The sequence below is a fragment of the Nocardiopsis sp. NPDC006832 genome (assembly GCF_040635885.1).
Classification (GTDB): Bacteria; Actinomycetota; Actinomycetes; order Streptosporangiales; family Streptosporangiaceae; genus Nocardiopsis.
In genome coordinates, this window is the sequence record NZ_JBEYLC010000082.1 from 1 (window position 1) to 22,279 (window position 22,279).

Consider the following 22,279-nt stretch of genomic DNA (forward strand, 5'->3'; position numbering starts at 1 on the left):
GTCCCCGAGGGGGAGATCGGTTACCTGGGTCCCGGCGGACGCGACCCCGAACAACGGATCCTGCTACAGAACATCCACAACGCGCGCTTCGCGACCAGCCCGTCGGCCCGACACTTCCTGCGCGCGCTGCGCACCCGCCTGCTGCACAGCGGTTTCGACTACGTGCTGGTGGACACCGCCCCCGGCAACGGCCTCTTCGGACGCCAGTGCGCCACACTCCTGGCCGACCAGGTCGTGCTGTGCCTTCCCCTGAACCAGAACGCCGTCACCAAGGCCGTGGGGATCACCGCCGACCTACGGGCCGAGGCACCCCACGTTCCCGTCCACCCGGTGCTGACCAGGGTCGACCAGGACCTGCCCGAGTTGGCCGCCCACCTGGACTCCACCTACGCCCGGTTCGCCCCCTACGTCGAGGTACCCGAGGACGACCCGTGGCGGTACTGGGGGCGGGCCGAGATCCCCTACAAGGCGGCCATCGCCGAACGTCGCACCCTGGCTGCCTTCCTGGAACGGACCAGGACGCCCAACTCCCTGTTCCACTCCTACGAGCGCCTGACCTCCCTGCTCACCGACGGCGACGTCCCCCGAGGACGCCACCTGACCCAGGAGCAGACCGAACAGGTCCAGCTGGTCTTCGAGCAGATCCGGCACGGGACGGTCACGTCGGTGGTCCTGGTGGCCGACCCCCGTGACCGGGTGTGGGTCGACTGGGTCGGCGCCCAACTGGAGTGGGTCGGCATCCGGGTGGTCCGGCCCAGGAGCGACCCGGACGCGCCACCGCACGCGCCGGCCAACAGCGTCGTCACGGTTCTGGTCTCCGCCCACCTGCGCGGATCCCCCGCCATGGACGTCCTGGCACGGCTCCTGGAACGAGAACAGGACCACGGCGCCAACGGCGCGCACCGGGTGCTCGGGGTGACCATCGGGGAGGGCGCCCCGCCCGACGACTTCCCCGAGGCGGAGTGGCTCAACCTGCGCATCCGCGAGGAACGGGACTCCCGCCGCGCACTCCTGGCCCGGTTCGATCCGGCCTTCGACAGCCGCCGTTCACTGGGGCCCGAACACGGACCGCGCTACCCCGGCGAGCCCAACCCCGAGCGGATCAACAACGCGCCCAGTGGCAACCCGAACTTCAGCGGCCGCGAGGGGCACCTGGAGCGGATCCGCGACCTGCTCGGCCAGGGGATGGAGGACAAACCACCGGTGGTGCTGGTGGGCATGCAGGGCAGTGGCAAGTCGGAGATCGTGCGCGAGTTCGTCCGACGCTTCCGCAGCGACTACGACCTCATCCGGTGGATCTCCGCCGACCGGTCGGAGAAGGTCGAGGCCTCCCTGACCGACCTGGCGCCCGAACTGAACCGGCGCGCCCCCGACGACCCGGGCGACCCCGACCGGCGGATCGAGGGCCCGGAGCACGTGCTGGACGCACTGCGCCGGGGCCGACCGGTGCACCGTTGGCTGCTGGTCTACGACAACGCCGGGCCGCCCGGCGACCTGGACGCGCTCATCCCGCACGACCACGGGCACGTCATCGTCACCTCCTACCACCGGGACTGGGAGACCTACGGGCACCGGCGCTGCCTGCAAGTGGGACCCTTCACCGAGAAGGAGGTCGTGGAGCTCTTCGACGACCGGTACCCGGAGGTGGACACCTCCACCGCGCTCGGCCTCTCCCGACGCCTGGGTCACCTGCCCGCCCTGCTGCACCGCGCCCTGGAGTGGCTGAACTCCGCCCAACGGCGCGACGACGGGGTCCGGGCGGTGACCGAGTACGTGCGGTTGCTCGACGAGCGCGAACCGTCCGTCACCCGGGGCGAGGGCTCGTTCGAGGAACGGTTGAGCGGTTCGCTGGCCCTGGACGAGATCGAGGGCTACCACCCGGCGAGTCTGTGCCTGATCCGACTGGTCTCGCACCTGTCCCCGGACGGCATCCCCGAAGACCTACTGCGTTCGCCGCACGCCGCCGCCGAGTACGGCGAGGCCGACCCCCGATACCGCAGCGGACTGATCAACTTCAACCACATCCACTACCAGCTCACCCGGGTGCTGCTGCTCCACCACGACCGGCACCTGAAGACGTTCTCGGTGCACCCGGCCGTGCAGGAGGTGGTCCGCGACCGCGTCCCCGAGGGCGAGCGCGACCGGTTCCGGGAGGCGGCCCGTCTGCTGTTGGCGGCCTACGCGCCGCACGACGAGGAGGCCGACGACACCCGGCACGATCACCGGTACGAACACCTGCGCTGGCACATCGTCCCCTCCGGCGCCGACCGCAGCGCCCACGACGACGTGCGCCGGTGGTTGGTCAACCAGGTGCGCTACCACTACAGGCGCAGCGAGTTCGGGGCCGCGTTGCGCCTGGGCGCGCCGTTGTTGGAGACCTGGACCGACTCCTTCGGCGAAAGCGACCAGCTCCGGCTCCGGCTGGCCACCCAGTTGGCCAACGTCCACCGGTCGCGTGGCGATCACCGCGCGGCGGATCGGCTCAACAGCAGGACCCTCGCCCTGCAGTTGGAGGTGCTGGGCGAGGCGCATCCGTTCACCCTGTTGACCCGGCGCGGGATGGGTTCGGACCTGCGCGCCCTCGGCCGCTTCCAGGAGGCCCTGCTCCACGACCGCAAGACCTACGACGCCTACCTCGACGACCGCGGGCCCGACCACCAGCACACCCTGCTGGCCGAACACAACCTGGCGTTGTCGCTGGCCGCGGCCGGTGAGTACGGCCCCGCCCTGGAGAACGCCGCCCACGCGTTCCGGGGCGCGCGGGAACTGCTGCCCCAAGGACATCCGCACACGTGGATCCTGTCCTCGGCCGCCGCGACCTACCGGCGCCGGATGGGCGAATACGTGATCGCCCAGCGCCAGATCCATCAGGCCGCCTACCTGCTGCGTCGTACCGTCGGGGAGTTGTCCTCGCACACCCTGCACGCCCGCAAGGAGTTGGCGGTCACCGAACGCCTGGTCGGCGAATCCGATCAGGCGTTGCGCCGGATCCTTCGGACCAGGGAACTGCACCTGAACGAGTACGGCGAGGACCACCCGCGGAGTCTGGCGATGGGTCTGGAACTGGCCGCCTGCCTGGCCGCCGACGACCGTTTCGAACCGGCCTGGCGGCGGGCGGAGTCCTGCGTGGACGGGTACGAACGGACCTTCGGCGAACGGCACCCGTTCACCCTCGTGGCCCGATCCAACCTGGCCGCCTACGCCTGCCGGGCCGGCGAGGCCGAGCACGCCGCCGAACAGGCGCGGCTGGCCCACGAAGGGCTGGCGCAGGACGACCAGGTGGGGCCACGGCACCCCCTCACCCTGGGCGCGGCCGTCAACCGGGCCAACACCCTGGTGGCCACCGGTGAGATCACCGAGGCGGTCGCACTGGACGTGCGAACCCAGGAGACCCTGCGCGAGCGCTTCGGCCCACAGCACCCGCACTCCGAGATCGCCTTCGCCAACTACCTCAACAGCTCCGCCCGGCACACCGGTGACCCGTTCAGCGCACGTGCCCACATCGATTTGGAGGTACCGGAGATCTGAGTACTCACGAGGCCATGGGCAAGGGCGCCCCCGAACGTCCCGGCACCTTCTTCACCAGCTACGGCGGCCGTAAGGCGGACCGGGCGGAGGTGCTGCGTTTCCACGCCGACCTGGAGCGGGCGGTGCGGCTGCACACCGACGACCACGCCACGGGGCTCAGCGGCCCCTCCCTGGAACAGGGCGGCAGATGGCGCGAGGAGCTGCTGAAGCACTGCGCGACCGCCGCCACGATGGTGGTGCTGTTGAGCGAGACCCAACTCGACAGTGAGTGGTGCGCGCGGGAGTGGGGTGTGTTCGAGGAACGTCTGCGCCGCTTCCGGTCGAACGGCTCGGTGAACGGGGAGGCGGCCCAGCCGCTGCTTCCGTTGGTGTGGACCCCGCTGATCGGCCCGTTGCCGATCGCGGTCCGAGGACGACAGCGACTGGACTGGGTGGAGCCGGTCGGGCACGCCGACCGAGGTGTGCTGGACCTGATGTACACCTCCCCGGACGACTACCGGGCACTGTGTTTTCGGGTCGGTGGGTTGGTGGCCCGGGCCGCGGCCACTCCCCTGCCGCCCCTTCCGTTGGACGAGGCCGCCTCGGTACGCCCGGCGTGGGACGCGCGGGCGCGGGCGAAGAAGGGGGGCGACCCCGGCCTCCGCACGAAGGAGTGTGTCCTTGAGGAAATCGAGCCGGGGGATCCGTTGAGGCGCCGGGTGGCGCACGTGTTGTCCCATGTACCCGGCCTGGACGAGGAACACCTGTGGCGGGCCTTCCTGAGCAGGCTCGGCGAGCTGCGCGGCGGCCGGGCCCAGAACCCCCTCCATTGGCCGGTCACCGAACCGAGGTTCGATCGGGTGAGCCGGCTCGTGGAGCACCTCTCGCACCAACACCGTTCCGAGGACACCATCGCCTGGCTCTCCCAGGCCGTGCGCGAGACCACCGGGATCGACCACGTGGCCGACGCCTTGGCGAGCCTGGACCCCGACCCCGTTCCCGGTCCGGACCCCGAAGCGGAAAGGAGCCTCGAACCTTGAGCACGCCCTCCCCCGATTCCGCCGCCTCCTCGGACCGGCGTCCCCGGATCGCCGTGGTCGGCAGCCTGGACTCCCGGCGCGAGTACGACCCGCCGCTGCGCGACCTGGACCGAGCACGCGCGGCCTGCCACGAGCTGGGGCGCGCGCTGGCCCTGGCCTCCTTCGACCTGGTGGTGTTCTCAGACCGCGACCACTACGCGGAGACGCTCGTGGTGCGCGGATACGCGGCGGCGGGCACCCCGCGGGGCCGGGTACTGGCTCACCAGGCACGGCACCAGGAGTACGCGCCGGAGCTGCCCGAGGGGGTGTCGGTACGGATCACGACGGTGCGCGACATCGGTGAGGAGTGGGAGGTCCCCTTCTATCGGACCCTGTTGGAGACGGACGGGGTGATCCTGGTCGGCGGCGGACGGACGACCAGGGTGGCGGGGATCCTGGCGTTGGCGCGGGACATCCCGGTCGTCGCCTTGGCCGCCTTCGGTGGCGGGGCCCGGCAGGTGTGGGCCGACCTGCCCCGTTCGGGGGAGCACGTCCTGGAAGCGGACGTGAACGTGCTCGGCGAGCCGTGGTCCACCGGGTCGGCGGAGCGCGTCGTGGGAGTGCTGCGCGCGCAGGTGGGGCGGCGGGCCGCGAGCCGGCGACGGAAGCGGCGTTCACGACGGCTGGACCGGTGGGCGGAGTCGGGCGGGCTCCTCGCGTCGATCCTGCTGCTGGTGGCCGCGCTCGCCTCGATCGTGTTCGTGCCCGGGCCCGGACCGGCCGGGACCGCCACCCTGGCGCTGCTGCTCGGCGCACCGATGTGCGCGGCGGTCTCCGGCGGGCTGATCCGCGACTCGTTCGGGGCCTCTCCCACGGTGCTGCGGGCCTGCGCGCGCGGATTGGGCGCGGGGGTGGTGACCGTCCTGACCTACGTGGCGGCGCAGCTGCTGACCGCGCCGGAGCTGTTGGCGGACCTGGACGCGCGGCGGCTGCTGTTCTTCGTGGTGCCGATGGGGTTCGCCGCGGGTTTCACCTTCGATCTGGTCTTCGATCGCCTGCGTCGCACCGATCCGAAGGAGACCGTGTCCCCACCGCCCTGACCCGCGCGGGGTCGAGGTCGGCCTGTCCCTGCCCTTCCCACGGAGGCGACCGAACGGGCCTGAGCGAGTACGCCGGCCGTACCCTTCGTAGGGTGACGGGTATGGGACCACTCCACCGAGCGCGGACCGCGATCCTGGTCGAGGGCGACAGCGATCGGGCGGCCCTGGCCGCCCTCGCCGAGCGACGCGGCCTGGACCTGGCAGCGCGGGGCACCACCATCCTGTCCATGGGCGGGGCCACCAACATCGGCCGGTTCATACAGCGGTTGGGGCCACCTGGGCCGGGTCTGCGCTTGGCCGGGCTCTACGACGTCGGCGAGGAGAGCCACTTCCGAAGCGCTTTGGAGAAGGCCGGCCTGGGCGGTGATCCGACGGAGCACGGTTTCCACGTGTGCGTGGCCGACCTGGAGGACGAACTGATCCGGGCGCACGGGATCGCCGGGGTGGAACGGGTCGTGACGGCCCAGGGCGACCTGCGCACCTTGCGCACCTTCCGCAACCAGCCCGCCCAACGCGATCGCGCGCCCGAACAACAGCTGCGTCGCTTCCTGGGAACCACCGCCGGCCGCAAGATCCACTACGCCCGGGCCTTGGTGGAGACACTGTCGGCAACGAATATCCCCGAACCGCTCGACAGAACCCTCGACCACGCGTAATGTCCGAGACCACCACTCACAGTGACCACTGGGAAAACCATGCCGACGCTACGCCGCCGACTACTCGACCTGTTGAGCCGCCGGGTCAACGTGCACGACCTCGGTCCGGGGGCCGCCGTGCTCGAACGCCGCGGCGACTACCGGGTCACCCCGGCCGGGCCACGCTCCTGGCTGGTCACCCGAGGTGAGAGCGGCCACCGCCCCATCGTTCCGCCCCAGGGTTGGACCCGAACCCCCCTGGGACCGGGCGCGGAACTACTCGCCCGTGAGTCCATGGGCGACGCCGACGAACTCGCGCTGCACAAGAGGGCACAGAACCACCTGGGCACCCGACACGTGGTCTCCGTCCTGCGGCACTACCGGGTCGACTGCGTCTTCGATGTGGGCGCCAATATCGGTCAGTACGGCCGTAGCCTGCGCGCACACGGCTATCGGGGTCGGATCGTCTCCTTCGAACCGGTCCCCGACATGGTGGCGAAGCTGCGCGCCGTGGCCGCCGAGGACCCCGACTGGCAGGTTCACGAGATGGCTTTGGGCCGTGAGGACGGCACCGCCGAGATCAACGTCGTGCCGGGGTCGATGAGTTCGTTGTTGGGCGCCAGCGAGTTCGGCAACACCCGGTACAAGCGCTTTCAGAAGACGCACACCCAGAAGATCGACCTGCGCCGCCTGGACGGCCTCATGGACGAGGCACTCGCCGGGATCGACAACCCGCGTCCCTACCTGAAGATGGACACCCAGGGCTTCGACCTGGAGGCCTACGCGGGCGCGGGCAAGCGGATCGGGGAATTCGTGGGTCTACAGTCCGAGGTGGCCCTGATGCAGATCTACGAGGGCATGCCCCGCATGGCCGAGGCCATCGCCGTGTACGAGGCGGACGGTTTCGAGGTGACCGGCATGTACCCGGTCACCCGTGAGGAGAGCACCGGCCGCGTGCTGGAGTTCGACTGCGTCATGGTCCGCGCCGAGTCCCTCTCCCAGGACTGACGCCCGACCCGACCCGGTAACGCAGGAATAGCGTAAGAGCGTTACCGGATCGAGGGGCGGGGATCAGCCGCCGTTGGACTGCCGGATACCCTCGCCGAGCGCGTCGAAGGTGTAGACGAACCCACCGTCCGCGCCGCTCACCGTCATGTAGGCGTCGGTCGTCCCGGGTTCGATGGCCACGTTGGTGGCCGTGTCCAGACCGGAGGCCGCCTCCTCGGGCACGTTCACCGTGGCCAGATGCTCACCGGTCGAGGAGTACACGAAGATCCGGGGTTGGCCGTGGACGGCCTGGTAGAGGTTGCCGTCGGCGTCGACCGCGATGGAATCGATCCGGCTGGTACCACCGTCGAAGTGGATGGCCGCGTGCGAGGTCAGCACCTGCGTGCCGTCCTCGTTCAGCTCATAGTGGTCGACCCGGTTGGCCCCGTACAACCCCACCCACAGGCCCGAGTGGTCCGGGGTGAAGGCGATCCCGTTGGGCGCGGGCAGGTCCTCGGACAGCACGGTCGCCTCGGCCGTCTCCCCGTCGATCCGGACCACCCTGCCCCGTTCCTCCCAGGCGGGGGCGTCGAAGCCGGCGGAGTCACTGACGTACATGTTCCCGGCCTCATCGAAGGTGAGGTCGTCCGGGTTCATCGGTTCGCCATCGACGTCACCGGAGAAGAAGACCTCGAGGTCCTCCCCCTCCGCGGTCATGGAGACGATCCCGCCCCCGGCGAAGTCGGTCAGGTACAGGCGGTCGTCGAGCGGGCCGAACTGGGCGGAGGTGTACGCGCCGGTGTCGTCGGTGAAGACCGTGGACACCTCCTCGGTGTCGGTGTCCACCCGCAGCACCTTGGGTTCCCCCGCGGGCGTGGGCACGTCGACGACGAGCAGGCCCCCGTCGGGGGCGAAGACGGGCCCTTCCAGGAGTGTCATGCCGGTCTCCTCGTGCACCGAGGTCACCTGCGTCAGGAGTTCGGCCGTGAGTTCGCCCTCCCCCGCGGTCTCCTGTCCGGTCGCCTCCGGTTCCGGGTCCGAGCACCCTGCCACCGTTCCCACCAGGAGGAGCGCGGCGAACGCGCGGGTCGTGATCGCCCTCATCGGTCGCTCACCTGCGACGCCGGGACCAGGACCTCGTCCATGCGGGTGTTCCGCCACTCGCGCAGGATCCGGTGGAAGGCCACCGGCCCCGGGCCGAAGGAGTTGCTCCTGCCCGTGCCGGCACCCTCGCGGTTGTAGTAACCGGGTGTGCACTCGGCCTGGAAATCGGAGTTGTCGTGGGCGCTCTCCCTCACCACGCGCCCCCATTCCTCGGCCGCCTCCAAGGAGGGTTCGACCGTCTCCGCCCCGACCTTGCGCGCCCCTTCGATGACGGCCGCGATGTGCTCGGCCTGCTCCAGCAGGATGTGCGCGAAGTTGACCGAGTTGGCGTTCTGCAACGACCCCAGGTGGAAGAGGTTCGGGAACCCCGGACTGTAGAAGCCGTGCAGGGTCTTGGGGCCACGACTCCACGTGGCGAGGAGGTCCTGGCCGTTCCGTCCGCGCACCGGCAGGGCACCGGACAGCACCCCCGAAACACCCACCTCGAACCCGGTGGCGAAGACGACGCAGTCGACCGGGTAGGCGGTCTCGCCGACCACGATCGCGTCCTCGGTCATGCGGGTGATGCCGCCGTGGTCGGCGGTGTCCACGAGGGTGACGTCGGGGCGGTTGAACGTCTGGAGATAGTGGTCGCTGAAGCAGGGCCGCTTGCACATGTACCGGTACCAGGGCTTGAGCCTCTCGGCCGTGGCCGGGTCCTGGACGACCTCGTCCACACGGGCGCGAATCCGGTTCATGGTGCGGGCGTCGGCGATCTCGTCCAGGCGCTCGCGCTCTTGCGCGCAGACGCCGGTGTCCAGCGCACCGGAGATCATCTTGCGCTGGAGCCGGGCCGTCGCGGTCCAGCCGTCCTTGGTCAGGTCGGTCTCGACCGGTTCACCGGAGACGACCGCCAGGAAGTTCTCCATGCGCTCGCGCTGCCAGCCCGGTCGCAGGGAGGCCGACCACTCCTCGTCGGTGGGTCGGTTGTCGCGCACGTCCACCGAGGAGGGGGTGCGCTGGAAGACGTACAGGTGCTCCGCGTCGCGGCCCAGGTGCGGGATGACCTGCACCCCGGTCGCCCCGGTGCCCACCACCGCGACCTTCTTGTCGGCGAGGCCGACGAGGCCACCGTCCGGGTCTCCCGCGGTGTAGCCGTAGTCCCAGCGGCTGGTGTGGAAGGTGTGGCCCCGGAAGTTCTCGATGCCCGGGATCCCGGGGAGTTTGGGACGGCTGAGGGTGCCCGAGGAGGTGATGACGTAGCGGGCGCGCATGTGGTCGCCCCGGTCGGTGGCCACCTCCCACACGCCCTCGTCCTCGTTCCAGTCCATCGAGGTCGCGCGGGTGTGGAACAGCGCGTCCCGGTACAGGCCGAAGGTCTCGGCGATGGCCACGGCGTGCCGGCGGATCTCCTCGCCGGGGGCGTAACGCCACTTCGGGACGTAGCCGACCTCCTCCAACAAGGGCATGTAGGAGTAGGACTCGATGTCGCAGTGGATACCGGGGTAACGGTTCCAGTACCAGGTGCCGCCGAAGTCACCGGCCTCGTCCATCATCCGGATCGACTCGACGCCGACCTGCCGGAGCCGGGCCCCGGTGGTGAGCCCGCCGAAGCCGCCGCCGATCACGAGCACCTCCACCGTGTCGTTCACGGGTTCGCGTTCGACGCGGGGAGTGTAGGGGTCGGTGGCGTAGTAGCCGAACTCGCCCGTGGTGGGCCGGTACTGGCCGGTGCCGTCGGGGCGGATCCGGCGTTCCCGCTCCAGTGCGTACCGTTCGCGGAGGGATTCCAGATCGACGTCCTGGTCAGGGGTTTCCTGGCTCTGCGTCGCTTCGGAGGGTGCGCTCATGGCCGTCCTCATTCGATGGTCGACGTGTCACCGTGGGTGCGCGAACACGTCGCCGATGGCGGATGTGCCGCAGGGATTTGTCACTCACCGTCACTACGTGTGGAGAATCTGTGCGCGACGAAGGTTAGCATGATGCTAAGCATTATTGGTATCGAGCGTCACGCGCATCGGGCGCCCTATCATTGCGACATGCCGCATGAGGGTGTTGAACAGGACGAACACGAGCGGGAGCACCTCCTGCACGAGATCGAGCGCCTGAACGGGCAGATGGAGGAGGCCGTACTGGCCAACCTCCTGCAGTACCTGATCAAGATGAGCCTGACCATCCCGCAGCTTCGGGTGCTGATGCTCCTGGTCACCTCGGGGAAGGGCGCGACAGGAAGGGACCTGGCCGCCTCCTTCGGTGTATCGATGGCGTCGATGTCCACCATGCTCGACCGGCTCGTCTCCCAGGGCGTGGCCGCGCGCACCCTGGACCCCGACGACCACCGGGTCCGCCGCGTGCACGCCACCCCCCTGGGGACCTCGGTCGTGCGTCGCCTGCTGGTGACCCGCCCCTTCCGCTCCGACATCCTCGTCCGGCTCCGGGTCGAGGACCTGCGCGCCCTGGAACAGGGGTTCCGTGCGGTCAGCGAACAGATCGCGCTGATGGACGACACGGAATGACCATCCGACCGCGCTCCCGCGACCGTAAGTGATCGTACGAGGACTCGGCGCTCGCTATGGTCTTGCGTGATCCTTCCTTCCCGAATCTCCTCACACGGGGGCGGTACATGCGCCGTGGCAACGGTGAGCACATCCTTGTGGTCGCTCGCGACCCTGAGGTCGTGGACGTCCTGTGCCCGACACTCGAACTGGCCGGATACGGGGTGGACGTCATCGACACCGGCGACGCCGCCATCGATCGCATGGGGCGTGGCGGCCTGGACCTCGTCCTCGTGGACACGACGCTTCCGGACCTGCCGGAGATCCCGCGGCGACGCCGTGGCGTCGGTGGACCACCGGTGTTGTTCATGGTGAGCGAGAGGTTCCTCGACACCGTGCTGCCCGAGGTCGGACTGAGCGGGGAGGACTACATCGCCGATCCCGTCCGGGTCCCCGAACTCCTCGCGCGGGTGTGGCTGCTGATCCGCGGGCGGAGCGCGGGCCGCTCCGAACCCCTGCTCCGTTACGGCGACCTGATCCTGGACGACACCTCGTGTCGGGCCCACCGAGGAGAGCGCGAACTGGACCTCACCCCCGCCGAGTACCGACTACTGCGCTACCTGATGGTCAACTCCGGCAGGGTGCTGTCCAAGGAGCACATCGCCGACCACCTCTGGGGCGAACTCCGTGGGGACAACGCGATCGAACGGCTCGTCTCGCGGCTACGCCGCAAGGTGGACGGGGACGGGCCGAACCTGATCCGCACCCACCGGGGCTTCGGCTACGCGCTCGAAGGCCGGGACCGCTGAGCCCCACCCCGCGCGCTCGCGCCCGGCAGTGATCCACCTCACGTCAGCCTCCCGTCAGGTTCGTGTCCGCCCGACGTCAGGCCTCCTTGGTTGCCTCATCGAAAAGCGACCAGAGGAGACGTATGACCGACACCGCCACCCCGCGGGGCGACGCATCCGCGCGATCGGTGACCGAGTACCCCGCGGCCAGGCAGGAGGGTTGTCCGTTCAGCCCCGCTCCGCAGCTGCGTGCGCTGACCGAGCGGGAACCGGTGGCCAGGGTTCGGATCTGGGACGGGAGCACCCCGTGGTTGGTGACCCGGCACGCCGACCAGCGAGCCCTGCTCACCGATCCCAGGCTGAGCATCGACGAGAAGCTGCCGAACTACCCCCACATGACCCGGGGTCGGGCCGAGATCGCACCGCACCTGCCGGAGCTGATCACCAACACCGACGCCCCGGAGCACACCCGGCTGCGCCGTCTGGTCAACCTGCCCTTCACGGTCAAGCGTGTCGAGGCACTGCGCCCGACCATCCAGCGGCTGCTCGACGGACTGATCGACGACCTGTTGGCCGGCCCCAAGCCCGCCGACCTGGTCACCGCGATCGGCCTTCCGGTCCCGACCCTGGTCATCACCGCGCTCCTGGGCGTGCCCTACGCCGACCACGAGTTCTTCCACCGCCACAGCACCGTCGGGGTCAGCCACACCTCCACCCCCGAGGAGGTGCGGGCCTCCAACGCGGCGCTGTCCGAGTACCTGGGCGAGCTGTTGGACGAAAAGAGGACGGACCCGGCGGACGACGTGCTCTCGGAGATGGCCGGGCACGTCAACGAGGGCCGGATGACCCGTGAGGAGGCCGTGATCATGGGATCGGCCATCCTCATCGCCGGACACGAGACCAGCGCCAACATGATCTCGCTGGGCACGCTCCTGCTGCTGCGAAACCCGGAACAGCTGGAGGTGCTGCGCACCACCGAGGACCCCAAGGTCGTGGCCGGCGCGGTCGAGGAGCTGCTGCGGTACCTGACGATCGTGCACACGGGGATCCGTCGGGTCGCGTTGGAGGACATCGAGGTCGGCGGGCAGGTCATTCCGGCCGGGGACGGCGTCATCTTCGACCTGGCCACCGCCGACTGGGACGCCGAGGCGTTCCCGGAGCCCGACACCCTCGACCTCTCCCGGCCGGCCCGCAAGCACCATGCCTTCGGTTACGGGGCCCATCAGTGTCTGGGCCAGACATTGGCTCGGGTCGAACTCCAGGCCGTGTTCGGCACCCTGTTCCGGCGTGTCCCCACCCTGAACCTGGCGGTGCCGTTCGAGGAGGTCGACTTCGCCTTCGAGGGCGTGGCCTACGGCCTGCGCTCCCTGCCCGTCACCTGGTGACACACGAGCACACCGAACAACGAGAAAGCGAGAGCACCATGCGAGTGGAACTGGACGAACCCAAGTGCGTGGCGTCGGGGCAGTGCGTCGTGGAAGCACCCGACGTCTTCGACCAACGCGATGAGGACGGGGTCGCGGTCGTGCTCGACCCCCACCCGCCCGAGGAACTGTACGACGAGGTGAGCGAGGCCGTGGCGATCTGCCCGGCGGCGGCACTGCGACTGGTGCGGGAATGAACCGCGTCGTCGTGGTCGGGGCCTCCGCTGCGGGGCTGGCCGCCGCCGAGACCCTGCGCCGGGAGGGCTTCGAAGGAGACGTCACCCTCATCGGGGACGAACCCCACGCGCCCTACGACAGGCCACCCCTGTCGAAGCAGATCCTGTCGCGCACGTGGCGGGAGGATCGGCTCCCACTCCGTTCCGACGAGGACCTGTCGGCCCTGAACGTGGAACTGCGGCTCGGCACCAAGGCGATCGGGTTGGACACCCACGCCCGCACCGTGAGGATCGCCTCCGGGGAGGCACTCCCCTACGACGGGCTGATCGTCGCCACCGGGGTCCGGCCGCGCGCGCTGCCCACCGCGCGCGGCCACCTCCTGCGCACCCTCGACGACGCCCTGAACCTGCGGTCCCGGCTGGAACCGGGACGCCACCTCCTGGTGATCGGCGCGGGGTTCCTCGGTGCCGAGGCCGCCGCCTCGGCACGGGGTATCGGCTGCCGGGTCACCCTGGTCGAACCTGCGCCCGTCCCCCTGGCCCATGCCGTGGGCGAGGACGTGGGACGGATGCTCTCGACGCTGCACCTGGAGCACGGCGTGGAGCTGCGCACCGGAACCGGCGTGGCGGAGGTGACCGACGAGGGGGTGCGGCTGATGGGCGGCGAGGTGATCGAGGCCGACGAGGTGCTGTTCAGCGTGGGTTCGGTGCCCAACACGGACTGGTTGGAGGACAGCGGGCTGCGCCTGGACGACGGCCTGGTGTGCGACGAGTACTGCTCGGCCGCACCGGGTGTGTACGCGGCGGGCGACGTCGCCCGCTGGCACAACCCGCTCTTCGGCGTTTCCATGCGCGTGGAACACCGCACGCACGCGGCCGAACAGGGCATGGCCGCCGCCCGGAACCTGCTCCGCGGCTCCCAGGGGCGACCGTTCGCCCCGGTGCCCTACTTCTGGTCCGACCAGTACGACGTGAAACTCCAAGCGTACGGATACCTACGCGGTCACGACGAGGTCGCCCTGGTCGAGGGCGACCTCGACGAGCGCCGGTTCATCGTCGCCTATCGCACCGGTGACCGGCTGTCCGGGGTGATCGCCGCGGGGGTTTCGCCCAGGACCCTGCGGTCGTGGCGGCAGGCCATCGCACGAGGCGCGGCCTGGGACGAGGGTCCCCCGGCCCCGTCCGAACCGACGAGGAAGGTGGCCTGAGATGGAGATGTCCGACGAACCCGAGGTGGTCGTCGTCACCGGAACCGGTGGCATGGGCGAGGCGATCGCGCGTCGTCTGGGAAACGGGCGCCGGTTGGTGCTCGCCGACCGTTCACAGGACCGGCTGGAGCGGGTCGTGGCCTCCCTGCGGGAGACGGGTTACGACGTCTTGGGCGTCCTCACGGACGTCTCCGACCGGTCCTCGGTGGAGGAACTGGCGCGCGTGGCGCGGCGGGAGGGCGGGATCGTCTCGATCGTGCACACCGCCGGTGTCTCCGCCGCCACCGCGACGGTGGAGGCGATCCTGCGTGTGGACCTGGTCGGTACCGCGCACGTCATCGACGTGTTCGAGTCCGTGGCCTCGCGCGGAACGTCCCTGGTCTGCGTGGCCAGCATGGCGGGTCACCATGCCTCGCTGAGCGCCGAGGACGAGCACGCCCTGGCCACCGTTCCCACGGATGAGCTCCTGTCCCTGGACCCGGTGAGGTCCATCGACGACGGCGTCAGCGCCTACATCGTCGCCAAACGGGCCAACCAGGTTCGTGTCCAAGCGGCGGCCCTTGCGTGGAACCGTCGGGGCGCGAGACTGAACACCATCAGCCCGGGGGTGATCGCCACCCCCATGGCGGCGGCCGAGGCCGAGTCCGCCACGGGGGACCACATGGTGGAGATGTTGCGGGCCTGCGGCATCGGCCGCAGCGGCACCCCTGGTGAGATCGCCGAGGCCATCGCGTTCCTCTCCGGGACCGACTCCCGGTACATCACCGGGACGGACCTGCTGGTGGACGGCGGCCAGGCGGCCTGGATCCGCCACCATCGCCCCACCGGATAGGGCCGGTACCGCCCTCGTGAGCGCCCCGACACGCCTCGCCGCGCGTCGGGGCGCTCTCTCGGTCCTACCGCTTGCGGGCGAGGCCGCAGAACTCGTCCATTTCTCGGGCCCGTCCGACTTCGGGGGGTTCGGGGTGCCACAGGGGGCACGAGACCACGCCGGGCTCGACGAGTTCCAGGCCGTCGAACAGGGCGGTGATCCGCTCCGGGGTGCGCAGGTGGTAGACGGCCGAGCCCGCCTCGTTCCAGCGGCGCACCGCTTCCTCCATGCCCTCACCGGTCACGGCGCTGGTGCTGTGCACGATCGCCAGGTGGCTGCCCGGGGGCAACGCTTCCATGAGGTGGTCGATGATCCGCTTCGCCTCGGTGTCCTCGCCGACGAACGGCAGTACGCCGAACAGCGTGATCGCGACCGGGCGTTGCAGGTCCAGGGTCCGGGCCGCCTGCTCCAGGATCGCGGCCGGGTCGCGCAGGTCGGCGTGGACGTAGTCGGTCGCCCCTTCCGGGGTGCCGGCGAGCAGCGCGCGGGCGTGCGCGAGCACGAGCGGGTCGTTGTCGACGTAGACCACCCGGGCGGCCGGGTTCGCCGCCTGGGCGACCTCGTGGGTGTTGTTCGCGGTCGGCAGGCCGGTCCCGATGTCCAGGAACTGGTCGATGCTCGCCTCCTCCACCAGGTGGGTGACCATGCGGACCAGGACCGCCCTGGTGGCGACGGCGATGTCGACGATCTCGGGCAGGACGGCGACGATCCCGTCGCCCGCCTCCCGGTCGACGGGGTAGTTGTCCTTGCCGCCCAGCCAATAGTTCCAGATCCGGGCGGAATGGGACTGTGAGGTGTCGATGGGGGGTGTGGAAGCCATGGGGACCGTTCTTCGGGGGGTCTGGTCCGGCTCATCCTAGGGGTGTTCGAGGGCGGCCCTCCTCCTTCGACAGCAGGTAGTCGACGACGTCGGCGGCGGAGAAGTCCGGGCCGGCGTGGCGCAGCAGTTCGGGGAGGAAGTCCAGGTCCTGTCCCAGGGTGAGCAGCGGTGGTTCGACGTAGCCACCGGGGCGGTGCTGGTGCAGGCCCACGTTGGCGGTCAAGGCGTTGCACAGACAGCGGCGCCCGTCGGTGTCCTCCTTCGCCCCGCCCTTTCGGACGTAGGCGTCGACGGGTTCGGCGGGGCAGCGGTAGCCGATCGTGCCGTTGTCCTTGCGGAACGGGGTACGCAGGAAACCGAGGTCGCACAGGCGGGGCCGCAGGGCGAACTCCCCCTCGTCAGAGAGGGTGTCCGGCACCCGGGCCACCTTGAACGGGAAGCCGGTGGGCGAGGCCAGGGGGTCGTTGCGCACCTGAAGGGTTCCGGCCTTCCCTCGGGTCAGGAGCCTCTGCCGCAGACCGGGGGTCAGCCCCGATTCCCGGGCCAGCGCGAAGACGGTTCCGACCTGCACACCTGCCGCGCCCTCGTCCTTCGCCGCCGCCAGTCCCCTCGGTGTCGCCTGACCGCCCGCGAGCCAGAAGGGAAGTCCGAGCGCGGCGACCTTGGCGACGTCGATCGCGTCGCGCGGTCCGTACACCGGCTCGCCCTCCTCGCTGAGCCCGTTCCGGCGCCGTGGCGGGGCGCTGTGGCCGCCGGCCCGGTGGGTCTCCAGGACGAACCCGTCGGGCCGGGTGGCCGGGGAGCGGTGCAGGTACTGAGCCAGCACCGTGGAGGCGACGATCGCCAGGAAACGCGGTCGGGCCAGGCTTGGGGGCACGGGTCCGGCGAGGCCGGCCGGGTCGAAGGCGACGGTGTGCCGCTCCTGCGATCCCTCCACCGCGACCGTGAGTTCGGTGGCCGAGTGCGTGCTCAGGGCGTCGAGCAGCCCCGGGATCTCGCCGGGGATCCCCGCGCCCATCAGGACGTGGTCGACCCCCGCCAGCATCGCCCCGTAGGCGGCGGGTTGGGTCGCGAGTTGGATCTTCTCCATGTAGTTGACGCCGACTGGCCCGTCGTGGCCCTCCTTGGCCAGCCACACCTCGACGAAGTTGCCCGCGACCGTGAGTTCGTCACGGGCCCGGTTCGGGCGCAGGCCGAGTCGGGGCACCGGGCGGAACGGGCGGCCGGCCGGTATCCCACCGGGCACGAAGTACCGGTCCACGATCCGGGAGACGATGCCCTGGTCGGGGAAGTGGGACAGCGCTCGGCGCATGTCCCCGGCCGGGTCGCCGAGTTGGAGTCGGCGGGCGAGCTGGGCGTCGAGGGCGACCCCCGAGACCACGCCGAGTTGGCCGGTGCGCGCGACGGCGCGGGCGAGCCGCCATCCGGACACCCCGACCCCCATACCGCCCTGGATGACGGCGGGTAGTACGCCGGTGGTGGAACCGGTGGGCATGGCGGACACTCCTGTGGGTGAGGGCGGGTGGTCCGACCAGCTTCGAGCACACCGGCCCCGGGAACGAGGGGCCCTCCGTCCCCGTCACCGGATCGGAAGGTCCCCTCGTGCGTGGGTCACTTCTCCCCCGCGGGCTCCCTGCGCACGCTCAGCAGGAAGACGCTGTCCTCCAGGGCCGTCACGGAGTGGCGTTCGGGCGGGATCGGCACGATCTCCCCGCCGGTGAGCTCCCATTCGCGTCCATGTCCGTTCAGCCGGATCCTGCCGGTGAGCACCTGTAGCGTCGCCTCCGGCGGGCTTTCGTGCTCGGCCAGTTCGGTGTCCTTGAGCAGGGCCAACGCGGTCTGGCGCAACAGGGAGTCCCGGTCGCCGTACACCGTGGTCGCGGCACGGTGGGCGTGCGCCCCTCGTGCCTTCCCCAGCAGGTCCTCGGCCAGGGCTTTCAGGTCGATCGTGCCGTTCGGACTCGCGTGCTCGCTCATCGTGCCCCTTCCTCGGGCGCCGTCCCTCGGCACCCCGTCGTCACTCTCGGTCGCGACCGGAGTTTATACAGCACGGGTCGGTGGAAACAGGGTCCACGCCACCGCGCTACCGACGTCCTAGGGCCTCGCCGTCGGTGAACTCCGCGGCCCGCTCCCGCACGAGACCGCGGACGATGAGCGCCGCCGGTGAGGGCCGGCCCTGGGAGCGCTGCACGAGACAGATCCGCACCGGCTCCGCGCCACGGATCGGGATCCAGCGCAGTCCGGGCACATCACCGGAGGTGTCGAAGCGCGCGAGCAGGCCGATGCCCGCCCCGTGACCCACCATGACCTTGAGCGACCGGGCCGACATCGTCTGCACGACGACGTCGGGGTCGGCGATGTTGTCGTGCAACCGATCCCACATCACGGTCCCGGCGCGCATGGTGACGATGGGCCACGTGGCGAGGTCGCGCCAGGCGAGTTCCTCACGTCGGGCCAACAGGTGGTCCGTGCGCACCACGACGCCCAGGGGCGCGCACGACAGCGGCGAGCGGCGAAGTCCAGCGGCGGCCGGTGCCGCCGGGGCCGAGATCACCCCGAAGTCCAGGTCACCGTGCCGCACACGGCTCTCGATGTCCCCAGAGGAGGTCTCGGTGACACCGAAGCGCAGGTCGGTGTGTTCGGCGCGCAGGCGAGCGACCACCGGCGCGATGAGGGTCTCGGCGACCACGGAGATCGCCCCGATCGCCACCCGCCCCTGGTAGGACCCACCCGATTCCGCGGCGGCCCGCAGGGCGGCGTCCTCGGCGGCCACCAGACGCGTGAGGGGTTCGATCATCGCCTGCCCGGCGTCGGTGGGGCGCACGCCCTGGTGGCTGCGGGTCAGCAGCACCACGTCGAGTTCCTCCTCCAGGAGGGCGACCTGCTCTCCGAGCGTGGGCTGGCTGACCCCACAACGTGAGGCGGCCGCCCGCAGGGAACCGGTCTCGACCGCCGCCAGAAAGTACCGTGCACGCTCGACTCGCATCGCGTCACCATAACGGACTCCCCTATCACCCGTCGAAGGTGCTCCCGTCTTCCACGCAGGTACCTCCGAGGGTCATGATCGACGCACGTCATCACATGAACCAGATCACACTCCAGGTGGAAGGAAATCCCTCATGGCCTCCCAGCCGCTCGCCGGGATCACCGTGCTCGACCTGTCCACCATCCTGGCCGGTCCGCTGGCCGCGACACTGCTCGGCGAGTTCGGAGCCGAGGTGATCAAGGTCGAACAACCCGGCACCGGCGACCCGGCCCGCCGTTACCCGCCGCTGGACGGCGACACTTCGGCGGGCTGGACCCTGCTCGGACGCGGCAGGCGCAGTCTCACGCTGGACCTGCACCGCCCCGGAGCTGCCGAGATCGTCGGGCGTCTGGCTCGCGAGGTCGACGTGGTGGTCACCAACTTCCGTCCGGCGACGCTGCGGCGGTTCGGTGTCGACTTCGACGACCTGCGTGCCTACCGCCGCGACCTCGTGATGGTGCACGTCAGCGCCTTCGGGCGGACGGGACCGTACGCCGACCGCCCCGGTTTCGCCCGGGTCGCCGAGGGGTTCGCCGGTCTGACCCATCGAACTGGGTTCCCCGACGGTCCACCGACCTTCACCGGCTACCCGGTGGCCGACGGTGTCACGGGGATCTACGCCGCGTTCGCCACGCTGCTGGCCCTACGCCAACGTGACCAGACGGGAGAGGCGCAGCTGGCCGACATCCCGCTATACGAGCCGTTGCTCCGGATGATGGAGGACTTCGTCGTGGACTACAGCGTGACCGGGCACAGCGTTCAGCGCCAAGGCAACCGGAACCCGCACATCAGCCCCAACGACATGTACCGCACCCGCGATGAGCGCTGGATCGCCCTGCCGGCCTCCACCGACCGCATGTGGGAACGGCTCGTCGAGCTGATGCGGGCCCCGGACCTGGCCGTCCACTCCACGATGGCGGCCAGGGTCGAACACCGGGACGAGATCGAGGGGCGGGTGGCCGCGTTCGTCGCCGAGCACGACGCCGTCGAGCTCCTGGCCCGGCTGGACGCGGCCGGTATCGCCGCCGGACCCGTCAACTCCGCCGAGCAGGTGTGCACGGACCCGCACATCCGGGAGCGCGGCTCGATCGTCGAGGTCCGGGATGCCCAGGGGCGCGGCAGGCTGGTCCAGGCGCCCGCCGGGCGCTTCTCCGGGTTCGAGGGGCGCATCGGCCGTCCGGCGCCGGGGTTGGGCGAGCACACCACCGAAGTCCTGCGCGACCTGCTCGGTATGACCGCGAACGAGATCGACGACCTGCGCCACCGCGGCCTCGTCTGAGCGAAAGGGACCTCCCCCGTGACCATCGCCGACCTCTCCATCGTCGTCCTGCTCCTCCTCTTCGCCGCCACCGCGTTGCGCGGTTTCAACCTCGGGCTGGGTGCCTTCGCCGCCGCGTTCCTCATCGGCGCCGCCACGGGGATCCCCTCCGAAGAGGTCACGGGGTTCTTCCCCGCCGACTTCTTCATCCTGATCGTCGGTGTGACCGCGCTGTTCACCGTCGCCAAGATCAACGGCACACTCGACTGGATGTTGGACGGGCTGCTGCGGCTGGTCAGGGGCAAAGCCCTGCTCGTGGCCCTGGTCCCGTTCGTCGCCGGGGCGCTCCTGGCGGCCTTCGGGACACTTCCCGCGGCGGCCACCGCGATCGTCGCGCCCATCGCCCTCGGGTTGTCGGCGCGCTACGGTCTCCCCCCGTTGACGATGGCCGTCCTGGGCATCATGGGCATCCTCAGCGGCCTGTTGTCACCCCTGGCCGTGTACGGCGTGACGGCCCACCAGCAGAGCGTCTCGATGGGGCTCGGCATGCCCGATCACGCACCGTTCACCCTCCTGGCCGGTTCCCTGCTCGCCGGCGTCGTCGTCTGCGTGGGGGTACTGACCGTGACCCGCCTCCTCGGCGCACTTCCCACGAGCCGGAGCCTGGTACCGGCCGACGGCCAGGCGGGGTCGACCACCGGCGATCCGGCCGACGCCGGGCGAGCGCCGGACCGGGCCGAGGCGCCCGACCTGTCGGTGCGCGTGGTCACCCTCGGCGGCATGGCCGCCGTTCTCGTCCTATCGGTGGGTTTCGACATGAACATCGGCTACCTGGGCGTCACCGCGGCCTGCCTTCAACTCCTGATCCTGCGGATCGAGCCCGCGCCGGCCGTGGCCCGCATGCCGTGGGGCATCGTGCTGCTGATCGGTGGTCTACTGACCTACATCGGTGTGATGCAGGACCTGGGCGCGTTCGAGCGCATCAGCGACCTGCTCACGATCGAGGGTTCGGCGATGCTGACCCTGCTCCTGCTGTGCTATATCGCCGGCATCACCTCGTTCGCCGCGAGCTCGATCGCGGTCTTCGTGACGGCGATGCCCCTGTTGCCCGCGGTCGTCGAAGCGGGGGCCTCCCCCATCGGCGCCATCCTGGCGGTGGCGTTGTCCTCGGTGATCGTCGACATCAACCCGCTCGGCATCACGGGCGGACTGATCCTCGGCGCGGCCCCGGAGGAGACACGACCGACCCTGTTCCGTCAGCTGCTGCTGTACGGACTGGTGTCCGTCGCCGTCGGTCCGCTGATCGTCTGGGCGGTCTTCGGCTGGTGGTGAGCCTCGACCTCCATTTCCTCCTCGGTGGACAGCAGGGCCCGCAGGCGCCATCCGCCGTCGGGGCAGGGACCCGCGCTGATCTCCCCACCCGCCAGAGCCACCCGCTCCCGCAGACCCGTCAACCCGTACCCACTACGCGGCAACGAGTGCACCACACCCGGAACCGGACCATTGGCCACCTCCACCTCCAACCGATCCACCCCATGACGCAACCACACCCGCACCCGAGCACCCGTGGCGTGCTTGGCCGCGTTCGTCAACGCCTCCTGCACCACCCGAAACGCCGTACGCTGCACCGCCAAAGGCGACTCACCACCCTCACCCGCGTGCTCGCACTCCACATCCATCCCCGCACCACGCCACTGCGCCACCAACCCCTCCACATCCGCCAACACCGGCTGCGGAGCCGTGGGAGCCGCCTGCCCCTCCTCCTCACGCAACACACCCAAGATGCCGCGCAACTCCGTCAACGCCTCACGCCCCGTGGTACGGATCAACCCCGCCGCCCGCTCGGTCCGCTCATCAACGGACGACACCTCCAACCCACCCGC

At 70.3% G+C, this 22,279-nt stretch carries 20 protein-coding genes; 13 read left to right on the top strand and 7 right to left on the bottom strand.

Translation table 11 applies throughout. The features are described from left to right. The 5 genes from fxsT to ABZ717_RS25930 form a co-directional block, all read left to right on the top strand. On the top strand, nt 1-3,528 hold a 3,528-nt coding region (gene fxsT, locus ABZ717_RS25910), incomplete at its 5' end, for an FxSxx-COOH system tetratricopeptide repeat protein (protein ID WP_358514994.1). A 14-nt stretch (nt 3,529-3,542) separates the two neighbouring features. Continuing rightward, nucleotides 3,543-4,547: a TIR domain-containing protein gene (locus tag ABZ717_RS25915; RefSeq protein WP_358514997.1), complete on the top strand. Its 1,005-nt coding sequence runs from the start codon at nt 3,543-3,545 to the stop codon at nt 4,545-4,547. After that, on the top strand, nt 4,544-5,626 hold the full coding sequence (locus ABZ717_RS25920; protein WP_358515000.1) for a hypothetical protein: 1,083 nt from the start codon (nt 4,544-4,546) through the stop codon (nt 5,624-5,626). Before ABZ717_RS25915 ends, ABZ717_RS25920 begins: the two co-directional genes overlap by 4 nt. A gap of 101 nt (nt 5,627-5,727) precedes the next feature. Beyond that, nucleotides 5,728-6,282, top strand: a complete 555-nt coding sequence (locus tag ABZ717_RS25925) for a TOPRIM nucleotidyl transferase/hydrolase domain-containing protein (RefSeq protein WP_358515003.1) — start codon at nt 5,728-5,730, stop codon at nt 6,280-6,282. Between the two features lie 39 nt (nt 6,283-6,321). Beyond that, complete coding sequence (locus tag ABZ717_RS25930; protein WP_358515006.1) at nt 6,322-7,269, top strand: FkbM family methyltransferase; 948 nt, start codon at nt 6,322-6,324, stop codon at nt 7,267-7,269. Between the two features lie 63 nt (nt 7,270-7,332). On the opposite strand, the gene ABZ717_RS25935 is transcribed toward ABZ717_RS25930, so the two are convergent. Continuing rightward, nucleotides 7,333-8,352: an SMP-30/gluconolactonase/LRE family protein gene (locus ABZ717_RS25935; RefSeq protein ID WP_358515009.1), complete on the bottom strand. Its 1,020-nt coding sequence runs from the start codon at nt 8,350-8,352 to the stop codon at nt 7,333-7,335. Then, nucleotides 8,349-10,181, bottom strand: coding sequence for an NAD(P)/FAD-dependent oxidoreductase (locus ABZ717_RS25940; RefSeq protein ID WP_358515011.1), 1,833 nt, complete (start codon nt 10,179-10,181; stop codon nt 8,349-8,351). The genes ABZ717_RS25935 and ABZ717_RS25940 overlap by 4 nt, the downstream gene beginning before the upstream one ends. A 189-nt stretch (nt 10,182-10,370) precedes the next feature. Between ABZ717_RS25940 and ABZ717_RS25945 the strand changes: the two genes are divergently transcribed. The 6 genes from ABZ717_RS25945 to ABZ717_RS25970 all read left to right on the top strand — a co-directional run bounded on the left by ABZ717_RS25945 (nt 10,371) and on the right by ABZ717_RS25970 (nt 15,254). Then, a complete protein-coding gene (locus ABZ717_RS25945) occupies nt 10,371-10,847 on the top strand; it encodes a MarR family transcriptional regulator (RefSeq protein ID WP_358515014.1) in 477 nt (158 codons plus the stop codon). A 107-nt stretch (nt 10,848-10,954) separates the two neighbouring features. Then, the gene (locus tag ABZ717_RS25950; RefSeq protein WP_358515017.1) at nt 10,955-11,635 is read left to right on the top strand and encodes a response regulator transcription factor; all 681 of its coding nucleotides are present in this window, start codon (nt 10,955-10,957) and stop codon (nt 11,633-11,635) included. A 122-nt stretch (nt 11,636-11,757) separates the two neighbouring features. Further along, nucleotides 11,758-12,999: a cytochrome P450 gene (locus ABZ717_RS25955; RefSeq protein ID WP_358515020.1), complete on the top strand. Its 1,242-nt coding sequence runs from the start codon at nt 11,758-11,760 to the stop codon at nt 12,997-12,999. Continuing rightward, a complete protein-coding gene (locus ABZ717_RS25960; protein WP_358515023.1) occupies nt 12,996-13,235 on the top strand; it encodes a ferredoxin in 240 nt (79 codons plus the stop codon). The genes ABZ717_RS25955 and ABZ717_RS25960 overlap by 4 nt, the downstream gene beginning before the upstream one ends. Continuing rightward, a complete protein-coding gene (locus ABZ717_RS25965; protein ID WP_358515026.1) occupies nt 13,232-14,422 on the top strand; it encodes an FAD-dependent oxidoreductase in 1,191 nt (396 codons plus the stop codon). Before ABZ717_RS25960 ends, ABZ717_RS25965 begins: the two co-directional genes overlap by 4 nt. 1 nt (nt 14,423) lies before the next feature. After that, the gene (locus ABZ717_RS25970) at nt 14,424-15,254 is read left to right on the top strand and encodes an SDR family oxidoreductase (protein WP_358515029.1); all 831 of its coding nucleotides are present in this window, start codon (nt 14,424-14,426) and stop codon (nt 15,252-15,254) included. A gap of 64 nt (nt 15,255-15,318) precedes the next feature. Here ABZ717_RS25970 and ABZ717_RS25975 read toward each other — a convergent pair whose 3' ends face one another. The 4 genes from ABZ717_RS25975 to ABZ717_RS25990 form a co-directional block, all read right to left on the bottom strand. Continuing rightward, nucleotides 15,319-16,113, bottom strand: coding sequence for an SAM-dependent methyltransferase (locus tag ABZ717_RS25975; RefSeq protein WP_358515032.1), 795 nt, complete (start codon nt 16,111-16,113; stop codon nt 15,319-15,321). 31 nt (nt 16,114-16,144) lie between these two features. Next, nucleotides 16,145-17,608: a nitronate monooxygenase gene (locus ABZ717_RS25980; protein WP_358515034.1), complete on the bottom strand. Its 1,464-nt coding sequence runs from the start codon at nt 17,606-17,608 to the stop codon at nt 16,145-16,147. 116 nt (nt 17,609-17,724) lie between these two features. Further along, nucleotides 17,725-18,090: a cupin domain-containing protein gene (locus ABZ717_RS25985; protein ID WP_358515037.1), complete on the bottom strand. Its 366-nt coding sequence runs from the start codon at nt 18,088-18,090 to the stop codon at nt 17,725-17,727. A 106-nt stretch (nt 18,091-18,196) separates the two neighbouring features. Beyond that, nucleotides 18,197-19,099 (bottom strand): LysR family transcriptional regulator, encoded by a 903-nt coding sequence (locus tag ABZ717_RS25990; RefSeq protein WP_358515039.1) that lies wholly within the window; start codon nt 19,097-19,099, stop codon nt 18,197-18,199. A gap of 133 nt (nt 19,100-19,232) precedes the next feature. On the opposite strand from ABZ717_RS25990, the gene ABZ717_RS25995 reads away from it, so the two are divergent. Both ABZ717_RS25995 and ABZ717_RS26000 read left to right on the top strand, forming a co-directional pair. Further along, nucleotides 19,233-20,417 carry a CoA transferase gene (locus tag ABZ717_RS25995; RefSeq protein WP_358515042.1) on the top strand — a complete coding sequence of 395 codons (1,185 nt, stop codon included), beginning with the start codon at nt 19,233-19,235 and terminating at the stop codon, nt 20,415-20,417. Between the two features lie 18 nt (nt 20,418-20,435). Beyond that, the gene (locus ABZ717_RS26000; protein ID WP_358515044.1) at nt 20,436-21,728 is read left to right on the top strand and encodes an SLC13 family permease; all 1,293 of its coding nucleotides are present in this window, start codon (nt 20,436-20,438) and stop codon (nt 21,726-21,728) included. On the opposite strand, the gene ABZ717_RS26005 is transcribed toward ABZ717_RS26000, so the two are convergent. Further along, nucleotides 21,653-22,279: ATP-binding protein (locus tag ABZ717_RS26005; protein ID WP_358515047.1), on the bottom strand; the 627-nt coding region annotated here is incomplete at its 5' end. The genes ABZ717_RS26000 and ABZ717_RS26005 overlap by 76 nt on opposite strands.

Bases quoted from the DNA above. Each gene is read 5' to 3' on its own strand.
- ABZ717_RS25985 (WP_358515037.1), bottom strand. From the start codon at position 18,090: ATGAGCGAGCACGCGAGTCCGAACGGCACGATCGACCTGAAAGCCCTG.
- ABZ717_RS25965 (WP_358515026.1), top strand. From the start codon at position 13,232: ATGAACCGCGTCGTCGTGGTCGGGGCCTCCGCTGCGGGGCTGGCCGCC.
- ABZ717_RS25980 (WP_358515034.1), bottom strand. From the start codon at position 17,608: ATGCCCACCGGTTCCACCACCGGCGTACTACCCGCCGTCATCCAGGGC.
- ABZ717_RS25990 (WP_358515039.1), bottom strand. From the start codon at position 19,099: ATGCGAGTCGAGCGTGCACGGTACTTTCTGGCGGCGGTCGAGACCGGT.
- ABZ717_RS25930 (WP_358515006.1), top strand. From the start codon at position 6,322: ATGCCGACGCTACGCCGCCGACTACTCGACCTGTTGAGCCGCCGGGTC.
- ABZ717_RS25950 (WP_358515017.1), top strand. From the start codon at position 10,955: ATGCGCCGTGGCAACGGTGAGCACATCCTTGTGGTCGCTCGCGACCCT.
- ABZ717_RS25955 (WP_358515020.1), top strand. From the start codon at position 11,758: ATGACCGACACCGCCACCCCGCGGGGCGACGCATCCGCGCGATCGGTG.
- ABZ717_RS25935 (WP_358515009.1), bottom strand. From the start codon at position 8,352: ATGAGGGCGATCACGACCCGCGCGTTCGCCGCGCTCCTCCTGGTGGGA.
- ABZ717_RS25925 (WP_358515003.1), top strand. From the start codon at position 5,728: ATGGGACCACTCCACCGAGCGCGGACCGCGATCCTGGTCGAGGGCGAC.
- ABZ717_RS25975 (WP_358515032.1), bottom strand. From the start codon at position 16,113: ATGGCTTCCACACCCCCCATCGACACCTCACAGTCCCATTCCGCCCGG.
- ABZ717_RS25945 (WP_358515014.1), top strand. From the start codon at position 10,371: ATGCCGCATGAGGGTGTTGAACAGGACGAACACGAGCGGGAGCACCTC.
- ABZ717_RS25940 (WP_358515011.1), bottom strand. From the start codon at position 10,181: ATGAGCGCACCCTCCGAAGCGACGCAGAGCCAGGAAACCCCTGACCAG.
- ABZ717_RS25995 (WP_358515042.1), top strand. From the start codon at position 19,233: ATGGCCTCCCAGCCGCTCGCCGGGATCACCGTGCTCGACCTGTCCACC.
- ABZ717_RS25970 (WP_358515029.1), top strand. From the start codon at position 14,424: ATGGAGATGTCCGACGAACCCGAGGTGGTCGTCGTCACCGGAACCGGT.
- ABZ717_RS25915 (WP_358514997.1), top strand. From the start codon at position 3,543: ATGGGCAAGGGCGCCCCCGAACGTCCCGGCACCTTCTTCACCAGCTAC.